Source organism: Streptosporangium lutulentum, assembly GCF_030811455.1.
GTDB classification, from domain to species: domain Bacteria; phylum Actinomycetota; class Actinomycetes; order Streptosporangiales; family Streptosporangiaceae; genus Streptosporangium; species Streptosporangium lutulentum.
Genome location: NZ_JAUSQU010000001.1, coordinates 5807532 through 5821119, shown reverse-complemented (window position 1 = coordinate 5821119; position 13588 = coordinate 5807532). Strand labels below are relative to the sequence as shown.

At 69.7% G+C, this 13588-nt stretch carries 13 protein-coding genes; 8 read left to right on the top strand and 5 right to left on the bottom strand.

Features of this window, described 5'->3' with window-relative positions; all coding sequences use genetic code 11:
• Positions 1 to 27 precede the first annotated feature (27 nt).
• On the top strand, positions 28 to 1713 hold the full coding sequence (gene hutU, locus J2853_RS25875) for a urocanate hydratase (RefSeq protein WP_307562258.1): 1686 nt from the start codon (positions 28 to 30) through the stop codon (positions 1711 to 1713).
• 90 nt (positions 1714 to 1803) lie between these two features.
• Positions 1804 to 2628: a MurR/RpiR family transcriptional regulator gene (locus J2853_RS25870; RefSeq protein ID WP_307562255.1), complete on the top strand. Its 825-nt coding sequence runs from the start codon at positions 1804 to 1806 to the stop codon at positions 2626 to 2628.
• A gap of 22 nt (positions 2629 to 2650) precedes the next feature.
• On the opposite strand, the gene J2853_RS25865 is transcribed toward J2853_RS25870, so the two are convergent.
• Positions 2651 to 2872, bottom strand: a complete 222-nt coding sequence (locus tag J2853_RS25865) for a hypothetical protein (protein ID WP_370879336.1) — start codon at positions 2870 to 2872, stop codon at positions 2651 to 2653.
• Between the two features lie 141 nt (positions 2873 to 3013).
• The gene (locus J2853_RS25860) at positions 3014 to 3544 is read right to left on the bottom strand and encodes a PadR family transcriptional regulator (protein ID WP_307562253.1); all 531 of its coding nucleotides are present in this window, start codon (positions 3542 to 3544) and stop codon (positions 3014 to 3016) included.
• Positions 3545 to 3582: 38 nt separating this feature from the next.
• On the opposite strand from J2853_RS25860, the gene J2853_RS25855 reads away from it, so the two are divergent.
• The 6 genes from J2853_RS25855 (at position 3583) to J2853_RS25830 (ending at position 9798) form a co-directional block, all read left to right on the top strand.
• A complete protein-coding gene (locus J2853_RS25855; protein ID WP_307562250.1) occupies positions 3583 to 3909 on the top strand; it encodes a hypothetical protein in 327 nt (108 codons plus the stop codon).
• 10 nt (positions 3910 to 3919) lie between these two features.
• Positions 3920 to 4606 carry an SDR family oxidoreductase gene (locus tag J2853_RS25850; protein ID WP_307562248.1) on the top strand — a complete coding sequence of 229 codons (687 nt, stop codon included), beginning with the start codon at positions 3920 to 3922 and terminating at the stop codon, positions 4604 to 4606.
• A gap of 156 nt (positions 4607 to 4762) precedes the next feature.
• Positions 4763 to 5926 carry an allantoate amidohydrolase gene (locus J2853_RS25845; RefSeq protein ID WP_307568817.1) on the top strand — a complete coding sequence of 388 codons (1164 nt, stop codon included), beginning with the start codon at positions 4763 to 4765 and terminating at the stop codon, positions 5924 to 5926.
• Positions 5914 to 7275, top strand: a complete 1362-nt coding sequence (locus J2853_RS25840) for a formimidoylglutamate deiminase (protein ID WP_307562246.1) — start codon at positions 5914 to 5916, stop codon at positions 7273 to 7275. The genes J2853_RS25845 and J2853_RS25840 overlap by 13 nt, the downstream gene beginning before the upstream one ends.
• Positions 7276 to 7454: 179 nt before the next feature.
• Positions 7455 to 8624 (top strand): imidazolonepropionase, encoded by a 1170-nt coding sequence (hutI, locus tag J2853_RS25835; RefSeq protein WP_370879335.1) that lies wholly within the window; start codon positions 7455 to 7457, stop codon positions 8622 to 8624.
• Positions 8625 to 8859: 235 nt separating this feature from the next.
• Entirely contained in the window at positions 8860 to 9798 is a 939-nt protein-coding gene (locus tag J2853_RS25830; RefSeq protein ID WP_307562242.1) for a sigma-70 family RNA polymerase sigma factor, read from the top strand.
• A gap of 667 nt (positions 9799 to 10465) precedes the next feature.
• Here J2853_RS25830 and J2853_RS25825 read toward each other — a convergent pair.
• The 3 genes from J2853_RS25825 to J2853_RS25815 are packed head-to-tail and all read right to left on the bottom strand — an operon-like array spanning position 10466 to position 13549.
• Positions 10466 to 10759, bottom strand: a complete 294-nt coding sequence (locus tag J2853_RS25825) for a hypothetical protein (protein WP_307562240.1) — start codon at positions 10757 to 10759, stop codon at positions 10466 to 10468.
• 19 nt (positions 10760 to 10778) lie between these two features.
• On the bottom strand, positions 10779 to 11372 hold the full coding sequence (locus J2853_RS25820) for a hypothetical protein (RefSeq protein ID WP_307562238.1): 594 nt from the start codon (positions 11370 to 11372) through the stop codon (positions 10779 to 10781).
• Complete coding sequence (locus J2853_RS25815; protein WP_307562236.1) at positions 11369 to 13549, bottom strand: hypothetical protein; 2181 nt, start codon at positions 13547 to 13549, stop codon at positions 11369 to 11371. Before J2853_RS25815 ends, J2853_RS25820 begins: the two co-directional genes overlap by 4 nt.
• Positions 13550 to 13588: the final 39 nt, after the last annotated feature.

Below are 13588 nucleotides of genomic sequence, written 5' to 3'. Positions count from 1 at the left end.
ATTCAGGTCTGATGGGGAGGCTCGGCCATGACCGGCAGCCGGATCGTGCGCGCACCGCGCGGCACCACGCTCACCGCCAAGGGGTGGCCGCAGGAGGCCGCGCTTCGCATGATCCAGAACAATCTGGATCCCGAGGTCGCCGAGCATCCGGAGGAACTCGTCGTCTACGGCGGTTCGGGCAAGGCCGCGCGCGACTGGCGTTCCTTCGACGCGATCACCCGCACGCTGACCACGCTGGAGGGCGACGAGACGCTCCTGGTGCAGTCCGGCCGCCCCGTCGGGGTGTTCCGCACGCACGAATGGGCGCCGCGGGTGCTCATCGCCAACTCCAACCTGGTGCCCGACTGGGCGAACTGGGAGGAGTTCCGCCGCCTGGAGGCCGCGGGCCTGACCATGTACGGGCAGATGACGGCCGGGTCCTGGATCTACATCGGCACCCAGGGCATCCTGCAGGGAACCTACGAGACCTTCGCGGCCGTCGCGGCCAAGCTCGCCGCCAGGAAGCCGCTGCACGCCGCCGGTTCGACGGCGGACCTCTCCGGGACGATCACGCTGACCGCCGGGCTCGGCGGCATGGGCGGCGCCCAGCCGCTGGCCGTGACCATGAACGGCGGCGTGGTCATCTGCGTCGACTGCGACCCGAGGTCGATCGACCGGCGGATCGAGCACCGCTACCTGGACGTGAAGGCCGAGGACATCGACGAGGCGCTGCGTCTCGCCTACGAGGCCCGTGACCAGGGCAGGCCGCTGAGCATTGGCGTCGAGGGCAACGCGGCCGAGGTCGTGCCCGAACTGCTCCGCAGGGGCGCCGAGATCGACATCGTCACCGACCAGACGTCGGCGCACGACCCGCTCATGTACCTGCCGGCCGGCATGGCCTTCGCGGACATGGCCGCCGAGCGGGAGAAGGACCCGGCCGCCTTCACCCGGAGGGCGCGCGAGTCCATGGCCAGGCACGTCGAGGCCATGGTCGGCTTCCAGGACGCGGGCGCCGAGGTCTTCGACTACGGCAACTCGATCCGGGGCGAGGCGCAGCTCGCGGGCTACGGCCGGGCCTTTGACTTCCCCGGCTTCGTGCCCGCCTACATCCGGCCGCTGTTCTGCGAGGGCAAGGGCCCGTTCCGCTGGGCGGCGCTGTCCGGATCCGCCCAGGACATCGCCAAGACCGACCGGGCGATCCTGGAGCTGTTCCCGGACAACGAGCCGTTGTCCAGGTGGATCCGGATGGCCCAGGAGAAGGTCCACTTCCAGGGACTGCCCGCGCGGATCTGCTGGCTCGGGTACGGCGAGCGCCACCTGGCGGGGGAGCGTTTCAACGACATGGTGGCCTCCGGCGAGATCGAGGCCCCGCTGGTGATCGGCCGTGACCACCTCGACTGCGGCAGCGTCGCGAGCCCGTACCGGGAGACCGAGGGCATGGCCGACGGCTCCGACGCGATCGCCGACTGGCCGCTGCTCAACGCCATGCTCAACGTGGCCTCCGGCGCCGCCTGGGTCTCCATCCACCACGGCGGCGGCGTCGGCATCGGCCGTTCCATCCACGCCGGCCAGGTCACCGTCGCCGACGGCACCAAGCTCAGCGCCGAGAAGCTCAACCGGGTCCTCACCAACGACCCCGGCATGGGCGTGATCCGTCACGTCGACGCCGGCTACGACGATGCCGTCACGGTCGCGGAGGAGCGCGACGTCCGCATTCCGATGCGCGAATCCTGAAGACAGCGCCTCCGGCCCGATCCCGGTGTATGAACAACAGGGGGCGGGCCGGAGGGAATGCTCGTGGGGTGTCGAGCGGTTGGAGGGGGCGTGGGGGACGGACTCGATCAGCTTCTGGAGGGTCGGAGGCTGTCGCCCGTGCAGCGGCGGATCGCGCGTTACCTCGGCGACCACCTGGCCGAGGCCATCTTCCTGTCCAGTGTCGAGCTGGCCGAGCGGGCCGGGGTGAGCCAGCCGTCGGTGACCAGGTTCGCCATGGTGCTCGGCTTCGCGGGATACCCCGAGCTCAGGCAGGCGCTCCGGCCGCTCGTCGTGGGCGGGCGGAGCTCGTCGCGGGCCAACGACCTGCAGACCGCGATCGACGTGGAGATCGAGAATCTGCGAAGCGTGCGGCAGGGACTGGCCGACCCCTCGGCCATCGTGGAACTGGGCACCACACTGGCCGGATGCGAGCCCCTGCCGGTGCTGGGGCTGCGGGTGTCGAGCGGGCTGGCCACCACGTTCGCCTACTTCGCCCGCCGGATCCATCCCGACGTCCGCCTGCTGACCCACGGCGGCTCCGAGCTCGCCGACGGCCTGCACGCCGCGCGCAGGGCGGGCGCGGGCTGGCTGATCGCGGTGATCCTTCCCCGCTACCCGGCCGAGGCCGTACAGGCGCTCAAGAGCGCCCACGAGATGGGACTGCGGACCGCGGTGATCACCGACCGGTGTGACGTGCCCTTCGAGGCCGACGTGATCCTGGACGCTCCGGTCGGCGAGCGGCTGGTCTTCGACTCGCACGCGGCGCCGCTCGCCCTGGCCATGGTGCTGGTGGAGGCCATGGCGGACGCGGCGCCGTTGCGGACGAGGGCCAGGCTGGAGGAGTACGAACGGATGACCGACCAGGCCGGCGTCTTCACCGGTCAGCTCGACTGATCCCTCCGCCCCGGCGGATCGTTCAGCCCGCGATGCGCTTTATCGAGCGGACCGCCCAGCCGAGGGAGAACACGGCCAGCACCAGGAAGAGGCCGAAGGCCAGCGGGATCGAGCCGTCGGAGAAGTCATCGGCGAACAGCGCCCGGCCGGCCTCGACCGAGTGGTAGAGCGGGTTGAACCCGGCCACCGTCTGCATCCACTCGCGTCCGAGCGAGATCGGCAGCATCATGCCCGCGAGCAGCATCAGCGGGAGTGTGAACGAAAGGGCGCCGTGAAGAGGCCCGAGGAACGGGTTCCGTGGCGGTGGGAGGGCGCGCTCCGCAGGGAGCGAGGGTTCCGGGGAGAGGAGCGGGGCCCTCCTCCCCGGAGGGCCCCAACCGGTTCTTCAGGGGAGAGTGCCGTTCCTGACCTTCTCCGTGGCCTCGTCGACCCAGGTCAGCTGGGCCTGGAGCTGAAGGATGTTGAGTCGCAGGCATTCGTCGATGTGCCGGGGGGCGCCGAAGCCCGCCTTGGCGCCTATGGCGCGTTGGGTCATCTCGACGGCGAACCGGAGCTGGGCGGCCCTGGCCTCCATCGCGGACTTCAGCTCGGAGGGCTCCAGCCGGTCCATGAAGGTGAGAGCCACCTGGAACGGGTCCACGATGGGCTTGATCTCCCACCAGTTGCTCATCAGCTGCCGCCTGAACTCGGCCCGGCCGATATCGGTGATCGCATAGACGGTCTTGCCGCCCTTGCCCTCCTCCACCCGCTCCAGCAGGCCCTCGTCGGCCATCTTGCCCAGCCCGTGGTAGATCGAGCCGTAGGCCACGTTGGCCCAGTGCTGGGTGCCCATGAGTTCGAGGCGGCGCCGTATCTCGTAGCCGTGCAGGGGGCCGTCGAAAAGGACGCCGAGGAGGAGGACACGAGTGGAGGACATATACAAATTTGTATTAAAGTTTGTATATGGTGTCAACCATGCGAGAGATCAGGCGTGACGACGACGGTGCCCTGCTGGGCTTCATCCGGCCGGCCGGCGAGGCATGGGAGCCCCTGACGGTGTTCGGCTATCCGCTGGGGGAGCCGCGCTCGGAGGAGGAGGCGTCCGAGGAGGTCCACCGGACCGGCCTGGAGGTGCTGATGCGCCGCTGGGAGTTCCTGGAGGACGGCGAGTGGTACCGGTGCGTGATCCTGGAGGCGGCGGCCGAGGAGGTCAGGATCCGGCCGGACGACCACCGTTACCCGCACAACGTTTACGCTCTCACCCTGGAGCGCCCGGAGCCTGGGACATTCCGCCACGAGTAGGGTGGCCCGCATGTCTGAACGACCGACCGCGCTGGTCACCGGAGCCTCACGAGGGGTCGGGGCCGCGATCGCGCACGCCCTGGCCCCCACATACGACCTGCTGCTCGGCGGCCGGGACGCCGACGCCCTGGCCAAGGTGTGCGACGGCCTGCCCGGCGCACGGCCCTGGCCGGTCGAGCTCACCTCCGTCACCGAGGCCGACGTCGCCGGGATCGACCGGCTCGACGTGCTGGTGCACAGCGCGGGCGTGATGGCCCTGGGGCGCATCGAGGAGACCCCGGCCGAGGTCTGGCGGCGCACGATGGAGATCAACGTGGTCGCGGTGGCCGAGCTGACCCGGCTGCTGCTGCCCGCGCTGCGCGCTGCGCGCGGCCAGGTCGTGCTGATCAACTCGGGGTCGGGACAGCGGTCCAACCCCGGCTGGGCCTCGTACTCGGCCAGCAAGTTCGCGCTGCGCGCCCTCGCCGACGCGCTCCGGGCGGAGGAGCCCGCCCTCCGGGTGACGACCGTCTACCCGGGACGGACCGCCACCGACATGCAGCGCGAGGTCCGGGCGCAGGAGGGCGGGGCCTACGAGCCGGAGAAATACCTGGACCCCGACTCGGTGGCCCGGGCGGCGCTTGCGGCCCTGACGGCTTCTCCGGACGCCCACGTCACAGAGATCACCGTCCGTCCGTCGGACGGGCCGCCGAGCTGAGAGGCCGGGGCGGCCGGGAGCCGCCCGCCCGGCCGTCCCCGACCGGGTGAGAGACCGGGGCACGTTGCCCGAGGTCCTGCCGTTCCGGGGATTTCGTCGTGAGCGCAGTTCGCCAATGAATGGTCCCATTCACATAATGGGAGGGTGTTCGACGAGATGTGGGGTGCCATTGAGCACCTCGGACGTGACGGCCGGACCCGAGGCTACCTGCGCGACGCGTGGTCGCCCGTTGATCTGGAGCTCAGGGAATGGTTCCGCCAGGAGGCCGCCAGGCGCGGTCTCGACCTGCGTGAGGATCGCAACGGCAACCTGTGGGCCTGGTGGGGAGACCCGTCGGAGCGGCCGGGCGTGGTCACGGGCAGCCACCTCGACTCGGTACGGCAGGGCGGCGCCTTCGACGGCCCCCTCGGCGTCGTGTCGGGTTTCGCCGCCCTCGACCTGCTCCGAGCCCGCGGCTTCGAGCCCGGCCGCCCCCTGGGGATCGCCTGTTTCACCGACGAGGAGGGCGCCAGGTTCGGTGTCCCGTGCATGGGCTCCCGGCTGCTCACCGGGGTGCTCGACCCGGACAGGGCCCGCGGCCTGACCGACGACGAGGGCGACTCGCTGGCCGAGGCGCTGCGCAGGGCCGGGCGCGACCCCGGCGAGCTGGGCCGTGACCCCGAGACCCTCGGGCACGTCGGCGTGTTCGTGGAACTCCACGTCGAGCAGGGCCAGGACCTGGTCCACCGGGACGCGCCCGTCGGCGTGGCCTCGGCCATCTGGCCGCACGGCCGCTGGCGGTTCGACTTCCGGGGGCAGGCCAACCACGCGGGCACCACCCGTCTGGAGGACCGCGACGATCCGATGCTGCCCCTCGCCCGGACCGTGCTGCGGGCCCGCGAGGCCGCCGAACGGGGCGGCGTGGTGGCCACCTTCGGCCGGTTCCGGGTCTCGCCCAACAACGCCAACGCCATCCCCGGCCTGGTCAGCGCCTGGCTGGACGCCAGAGGCGGCGAGGAGGACGCGGTCAGGGCGCTGGTCGCCGAGCTGACCGAGTTCTCCGGCGCCGAGGTCTCCGCCGAGTCGTGGACCCCGGTCGTCGACTTCGACGTGGCCCTGAGGGAGCGGATCGCCACGGCCGTCGGGGGCGCCCCCGTCCTGGCGACCGGAGCCGGTCACGACGCCGGGATCCTCGCGTCCGCGGGCGTGCCCAGCGCGATGGTGTTCGTTCGCAATCCAACGGGCATCTCACACTCTCCGGACGAACACGCCGAGACGGCTGACTGCCATGCGGGAGTCACCGCCCTCGCCGCAGCCCTGGAGGACCTGTGCGGGAGCTGACCTACTGGTGCGAGCTGGCCTGGCTGCCGCCGGGCGAGGTCGCGGCGGGAGTGCTCGTCAAGGTCGAGGGCTCCCGGATCGCCGAGGTCACCCCCGGCGTGGCCTCTCCTCCCGAGGGAGCCGTACGGCTCCGCGGGCTGACCGTCCCCGGCCTGGCCAACGCGCACTCCCACGCCTTCCACCGCGCCCTGCGCGGGGCGACGCAGCGGGAGAAGGGCAGCTTCTGGACCTGGCGCGAGCAGATGTACGGGGTGGCCGCGACGCTGGATCCCGATTCCTATCTCAAGCTCGCCAGGGCCACGTTCGCGGAGATGGTGCTGGCGGGGATCACCTGTGTCGGGGAGTTCCACTACCTCCACCACACCCCCGGCGGCAGGCCGTACGCCGACCCGAACGCCATGGGCCACGCACTGGTCCAGGCCGCGCGGGAGGCGGGTCTGCGGATCACGTTGCTGGACACCTGCTACCTGACCGGCGGCGTCGGCACCCCGCTGGACGGCGTCCAGCTGCGGTTCGGCGACGGAGACGCGGAGCGGTGGGCCATCCGGACGGAGTCCCTCACGAAGTGTTACCGCAGCGCCCGGGACGTGGAGATCGGCGTTGCCATCCACTCGGTCCGCGCGGTCCCCGCCGAGCAGATGCACACGGTCGCCGAGTTCTCCCAGCGTCACGCGGTCCCGCTGCACGCCCATGTGTCCGAGCAGCGGGCGGAGAACACCGCCTGCGTGGAGAGGTACGCCGCCAGTCCCGTCCAGCTGCTGAGCGAGTACGGCGCGCTGGGCCCCCGCTCGACCGTCGTGCACGCCACGCACCTGTCCGACGTGGACATCGCGGTGCTCGGCGGCGGACGCACCCACGTGTGCATGTGCCCGACGACCGAGCGCGACCTCGCCGACGGCATCGGTCCGGCCAGGGCGCTGTTCGACACGGGTTCGCCGATCACGCTCGGCTCCGACAGCCACGCGGTCATCGACCTGTTCGAGGAGGCCCGCGCGGTCGAACTGGACGAGCGGCTGGCCACCGAGCGGCGCGGCCACTGGTCGGCCGCCGAACTCCTGGCGGCCGCCACCGTCGCGGGGCACGCCTCGCTCGGCTTCCCCGACGGGGGCATGCTCCTGGCGGGCGCCTGGGCCGACCTGGTGTCGGTGCGCCTGGACTCGGTCCGTACGGCGGGCGCGTCCCAGGCGGACGCGCCCGAAGCGGTGATCTTCGCCGCGACGGCCGCCGACGTGCACTCGGTGGTGTCGGGCGGTCGTCAGGTGGTCGCCGACGGCCGTCACGTCCTCGGTGACGTGGGCGCCATGCTCGGCGAGGCGATCGCCGAGGCGCGAGGAGGACGAGGGGCATGAGAGAAGAGGCGCGCGCGTCACGGAGCGATCCGGCCGGTTGAGGTGACGCCCGCCCCTCGGCGAACGATGAAAAGTGTGGTGGGGCGCGGCCGGCGGTGGGAAACGGCGGGCGGGCCGGAGAGCGGCGAGGAGCGGTGTGTGGGTTGGGAAGCGGTCAGCGGTGAGAAGCGATGGGCGGGATGGGGAGCGGTGAACGGCCTGTGAGCACTCTTTTTGATCGAATCGGTCTGCTCTACACCGGTGATCCGGTGCGGGAGGAGCTGGAGAACGCGGCTCTGGTGGTCGACGACGGGCAGGTGGTGTGGGTCGGCCCCGCCGGCGGCGCTCCCAGTGCCGACGAGCGGGTGGACGTGGACGGCCGGTGCGTCGTCCCGGGGTTCGTGGACAGCCATGCCCACCTCGTTTTCGCGGGAGACCGCACGGCCGAGTTCGCCGCCCGCATGTCGGGGGAGCCCTACACGGCCGGCGGCATCCGCACCACGGTCGCGGCCACCCGCGCCGCCACCGACGTCCGGCTCGCGGCGCGGACGGCCGCCCTGGTCGCCGAGATGCTGGCCCAGGGCACCACCACGGTCGAGATCAAGAGCGGCTACGGCCTCACGGTCGAGGACGAGCGCCGCTGCCTGGAGATCGCCCAGGCGTTCACGGAGGAGACCACCTACCTGGGGGCGCATGTCGTGCCGCCGGACGCATCCTCGGCCGACGATTACGTCCGCACGGTGACCGGGGAGATGCTGGAGGCCTGCGCGCCGTACGCCAGATGGATCGACGTGTTCTGCGAGCGCGGCGCGTTCGACGCCGACCAGACCCGGGAGATCCTGCTCGCCGGGGCGAAGGCGGGGCTGCTGCCCAGGCTCCACGCCAACCAGCTCGGCAACGGCCCCGGCGCGCAGATCGCCGCCGAGGTGGGCGCCGCCTCCGCCGACCACTGCACCCACCTGACCGACGAGGACGTTCAGGCGCTGTCGTCCGCGGGGGTGGTGGCCACTCTGCTGCCCGGCGCCGAGTTCTCCACCCGCTCGCCGTACCCGGACGCCCGGCGCCTGCTGGACGCCGGGGTGACGGTCGCGCTGGCCACCGACTGCAACCCGGGTTCGTCCTTCACCTCCTCCATGTCGTTCTGCGTGGCGCTGGCGGTGCGCGAGATGCGAATGACGCCGCTGGAGGCGATCAGGGCCGCCACGTACGGCGGCGCCAGGGCGCTGCGTCGCAGTGACATCGGCACGCTGAGGGTGGGAGCCAGGGGCGATCTGGTGATCCTCGACGCCCCGGCCTACGTGCATCTCGCCTACCGGCCGGGGGTACCGCTGGTGGCGCAGGTCTGGAAGGAGGGCCGCCGCCTGGTCTGAGTCCGTACGGCTTGGTTTAGATCGCCATGCTCGGGGAAAGTCGCGTGGTTTGTAACGGTGTGGCCGAAGGCATCCTCCTTGAGGAGGAAATCCAAAACCGTTCTCCAGGCGTACTTCTTGAGGGAATCTTTGCTCTGGTTCGGCCGTTGATTAGATACGAGGCATGTTCGTGCATGTAAGGGGCCATTGGCAGTGTGCGGATATGCCATAAGCAGGCGGAGCGAGGTGCCATCGGATGGCAAGGCCGACGGGGAATCGGACGCAGGATCAGCACGTCTCTGATCGAGATCTGCTTGGGACCTACCTGGCAGAAATCGGACGTGTGCCCCTGCTCACCGCGGAGGAAGAAGTCGAGCTCGCCAAGCGGATCGAGGCGGGTCTCTTCGCGGAACAGTTGCTGGACGGCGGGCTGGCGGAGCCGCGGGTCGCGGACGCCGCCGATGAGGAGCTTGAACGACTGGCTATTTCAGGACAGCGGGCCAAGGATGAATTCATCGAGGCCAATCTACGTCTTGTGGTGGCGGTCGCGCGCAAATATTCCGGGCGGGGAATGCCGCTGATCGATCTGGTTCAGGAGGGGAACCTGGGCCTGGTCCGTGCGGTTGAGAAATTCGACTACCGACGTGGTTACAAGTTCTCCACGTATGCGACCTGGTGGATCCGGCAGTCCGTGGGGCGCGCCATCCACGAGCAGGCCCGGCCGGTCCGCCTGCCCACCCACGCGGGTGAGCAGATGACCAGGTTGATGCGGGTCCGCCGCGACATGCTGGCCGAGTTCGACCAGGAGCCGACGGACGCGGACCTGGCCGCGGTGCTCGAACTGCCGATCGAGCGGGTCCGCGAGCTGCGCCGCTGGGCCTCCGACCCCGTGTCCCTCCAGCTCGGTGTCGGTGACGAGGACGAGACCGAGCTCGGTGACATGATCGCCGACGATACGTGGGCCAATCCGGAGCAGCAGGCCATGGACATCCTTGAGCGCGAGCGCCTGGAGGAGTGGCTGACCGAGCTGGAGGGCCAGACCCGCGAGATGCTCCGCTGGCGTTACGGCCTGATGGACGGGCGGGAGCACACGCTGACCGAGGTGGGCGAGCGCTACGGCATCGGCCGCGACCGCGCCCGCCGCATCGAGCGCGACGCCCTGGCCCGTCTGCGGAAGATGGCCACGGCCGCCTGACCCCTGCGATCCGGCACGGTCTGTTTGGACCGTGCCGGATCGGTTTTCTTACCGGGTCCGCTTGGTGTGCTTTGCGGTGGGTCTCGTCGCTGCGACGGTTCCATGGCTGTTCACGCGGTGGTGGGTTTTGTCGCTGAGGTGGGGCCATGGCTGTTCACGCTGCGGTGGGTTCCGTCACCGTTCACGCTGCGGTGGGCGGGTGCTCCGGACGGCCGTCTTGGTTGCTGTCTTGTGGTTCAGGCCTCCGGCCTGCGCGGGCGCGGTGGTCGCGGGCTCTTTTTAAGCCGTCCGGAGCACCCGCCCACCTCCGCTGCACGCGTTCTTGCCGTACGGCGTGCGGACCGTAGTGGCTTTCTTTCCGGCCGTTCGGTGGGCTGTGGGTGGCTGAAGCGATCCGTACGGGACCGTCCGGTGGAGGGCGCCGTAGCTGAAGCGCCACCTCGGAAAGGAGCGCAGGGCTGAGCACCGTATGGTCTCACGGTGACGCCCACGGTCTCACGGTGATGCTCTGCGGTCTCACGGTGACGCGAGGTCGGGATCGCGCCCAGACCACGTTGGCCGACGGCTCCGTCACCCCTGTCGGGTCTCGTGCTTCGTCGGAGTGTCGAAGCCGTTGAGTGCGATCACTGACCGCGGCGCGCTCTCGGGGAGGTCCGCCTTACGAGGCTCAGGAAAGGCCGTAGCGGGCTTTGATGGCCTTGGCTTCTTCTTCGGTGACCTGTTGCGGGGTGCGGGCCAGGGCCTGGCGGAGGTCGGAGGTGATCTTGTCGCTCGAGGTGCGGAGGTGGGTGCGGTGGTGGGTGAGCTGCTCGTCGAAGCGCTTGGCCGCAGGGCCGTTCCAGACCTTGCCGGAGTGGAAGGCCTGGAATGGGGTCTCGATGTTCTTCTCGACCTCCTCCAGCAGCGGCTCGACCGTCCGGAGCGCCTCTCCCAGCGCCTGGTAAAGCGGATTGGGCACCATCTCGGCCATGGTCGTCTGGTCAGTCCTTCGTGGGGGAGGGAGACGCGGTCTTCGCGGACGGGGCACTGGCATCGGTGATCAGCTTCGGCGCGATCAGCTTCATCATCGCCGCCACATCGGCGGCGTTGTCCCGCCCCTCGACGCCGATATCCAGCTTTACGGAGAGCAACGATTTGCCTTGGAGGAGATGGGCGGACGCGGCATTGTCCTCGTCAACCGGGGACGGGAAGTAAGCGCCGATGGAGCCGGGAACGATCTCCGGTAGCGGTGCGGCGCCGTCATCGAGATACTCCTCGACCGCCGCCCGATACTCTCCTCGTGAAAGGCTGATCACGAGGACGTTCTCTTGGTCGGTTCTTCGGCGGACTACGCAGACTCCCGTCCTCAGACTTTCGTCGCTCTCGAGATTGAAGTGACCGCGGACCAGCGGGTCACGTACGCCGGTCATCAGCTCCACGGCCTTCAGTGGAATGTGGTCGCAGATGTACGGCGGGGCGGCCACGGTCGGTAATGGGGTGCGGTCGACCGGAGGGGCTTCTTCGTTCCGGCAGGCAGTGGACAGGGCCAGCACGCATACCAGAGCAACGAATGGGCTGAAGGGTCTGTTCATCATGATCCGTATTGGGTGAAGCCGTCGGAGAATCCTTGATTCAGGCGACTCTCGACATCCCGCCAAGGTTGTCCCGCTGGTCCGCTGAGCCATCGCTGGTAAGCCTCGAGTTTGCGGTCTTTGTCGATGTCGTTGGATGCTTTCTCGTCGATCATCTCGTTCCTGGTCATGAGGGTCTGGCCGTCGTCCTCGAGGAAGTTGTTGGGATTGTCGCGAGGATCGTCCCCTTTCTTTATGTCTTCCAACGAAGCCCAGGGGTGAGTAGAGGCGGGGGGTTCGGCGGAACCGAACAAGCCATGCTTGAGCATGGATCGAGCGGTGAGGTCGTGCACAAGGTTCCGGGTTCGGTCGACGGTGGTGTTGGCGGCTTCGCGGGCGTCGCTCTCTGCCTCTCCCTTGACGACGTCTTCGGCCACTCCCGTCCACGCCCCCACGACACCGGCCACGATGGGCCATGCACCCGTCGGAGGGAGGAAGACAAGGCCGGTGTTGAGCGCAGCCAGGTATGCCTTCGTCTTCTGTTTCTGTGCTTCGTCCAGTTCCTTGCCGTCTTCGATCTTGACCAGTTCGGCCGCGTCGGTGATCAGGCTGAATCCCGCGCCGATCCGTGTTGCGCCGGACAAGATCGCGTTGTTTCTCTGTTCGGCGTCCGTGTTCTGGGCGGCGTTGTCGAGAAGCCATCCAGCGAACACCGTCTGAGCGGCGGCCACATGGGAGAATGCCTGGGAGTCCGCGAACGCCTCTTTCATCACCCGGCGTAACTCTGTCTTGTCGAACTGCGCTCCCCAGGGGTCCTGCTCGAGTACGTTGGGATTGCCGGCACTTCGCACCCCGGGCACAACACCATCGCCTTTGCTTTCGGCCACAATGTTGACGTCCCGGATGTACTCGGACAGTACGAGTCCCGTGAAGGTCGGTTGCACGGCCGAGTCGGGAGGCTGGCGGTTCTTGATGCGGTTGGCTTCTAGGTGGACGAACTCGGAGGCGAGTTTCGCCGACCAGTAGCCGCGTGAGGGCTTGTCCGCGGTGCCGGAGTGGTCGCGGAAGCGGAGCATGGCGGCTTTCAGGGCCTCGCCCAGGGCTACGCCGCCGTCGTTCATCTTCCCCCCGGTCACATAGCGCTTCAGCGCGGTGGGGTCGCCGACGAAGAAGTCCTGAGCCGCCTCGGGATGGCGGCCTAGCGCGTTCATCACGTCGATGATCGCCTGCGGCTCCATGGCCCTGACGTACTTGGCCCCTTCGACCTTTCTGGCGATGCCGACCAGGAAGGCGGTGGCGAAGGTGCCGTGTTTGAGGGCCAGGCTGATCGCCTGGTAGTTGCGCCGCTGTTCCCAGTGGTTGCCGGACTCGGCGGTGAAGGCGTCGAGCCAGGCCTTGCCCAGCTTGGGGCTCGCCGTTCCCAGAGCCTTGCTGAGGGCGGCCTGTACTTGCTCCGACTTCTTTTTGTCGCGGTTCTCCGCCGCCTCGGCCATCGCCTCGCGGAACGTCGCCGCGCCCAGTGCGGTCAGCAGCGCTGTGGTGAAGGTCGCGTCACCCGTGCGTTTCTCCAGCGCCGCCACGGCCTTGGCGTCGATCTCGCCCTTCTTGGCGGCCTCGGTCAGCTTGACGACGGCGGCGTAGACGTCGGGGTTGTGGGCGGACTTGCCATAGAGGGACTCGTTGAAGGCGGCCAGGCCGCCGGGCAGGCCGGAGGCGCCCCACTCGGTGCGTTCGGAGCGGATCGTCTCGCTGCGCCGCCGCAGGTCGGGGCGGTTGGTGCCGATCCAGCTCCGTGCCTCGCGCAGGGCGCCCAGCGCCGAGGTGTCCAGGTCCAGCTTTTCCAGGGCCGCGCGGACGCGGGGCTCGCCCTGGCCGATGGCGTCCTCCGCCCGGCCGAGCCCGCGCTCGAAGGCGTCCATCGCGGCGGGATCGATGCCGGAGAAGCCGCCGTTCACCCCCTGCGGCGCGGTCGAGGCCGTAGGTGAGGACGGGTGCGGAAGGACCTGCGGGCCGGACGCAGGCTTGGCGGGCGGCGGGGACGGCGTGGTGCCGGACGGGGACGCGGGCGGCTGGGGGGCGGGCGCGGGGGAGGGGGCGGGCGCTCGAGGTACGGATGCGAGGTCAGCGGGTTGCGCCTGAGGGCCGCCGCTCGGACCGGCGGCGGAGGGGGCCGGCGTCGGTGACGGATAGGGGTGGCTCATGGGGCGGCGGACTCCAGCGCGGTCGGTGAGAACACAGGC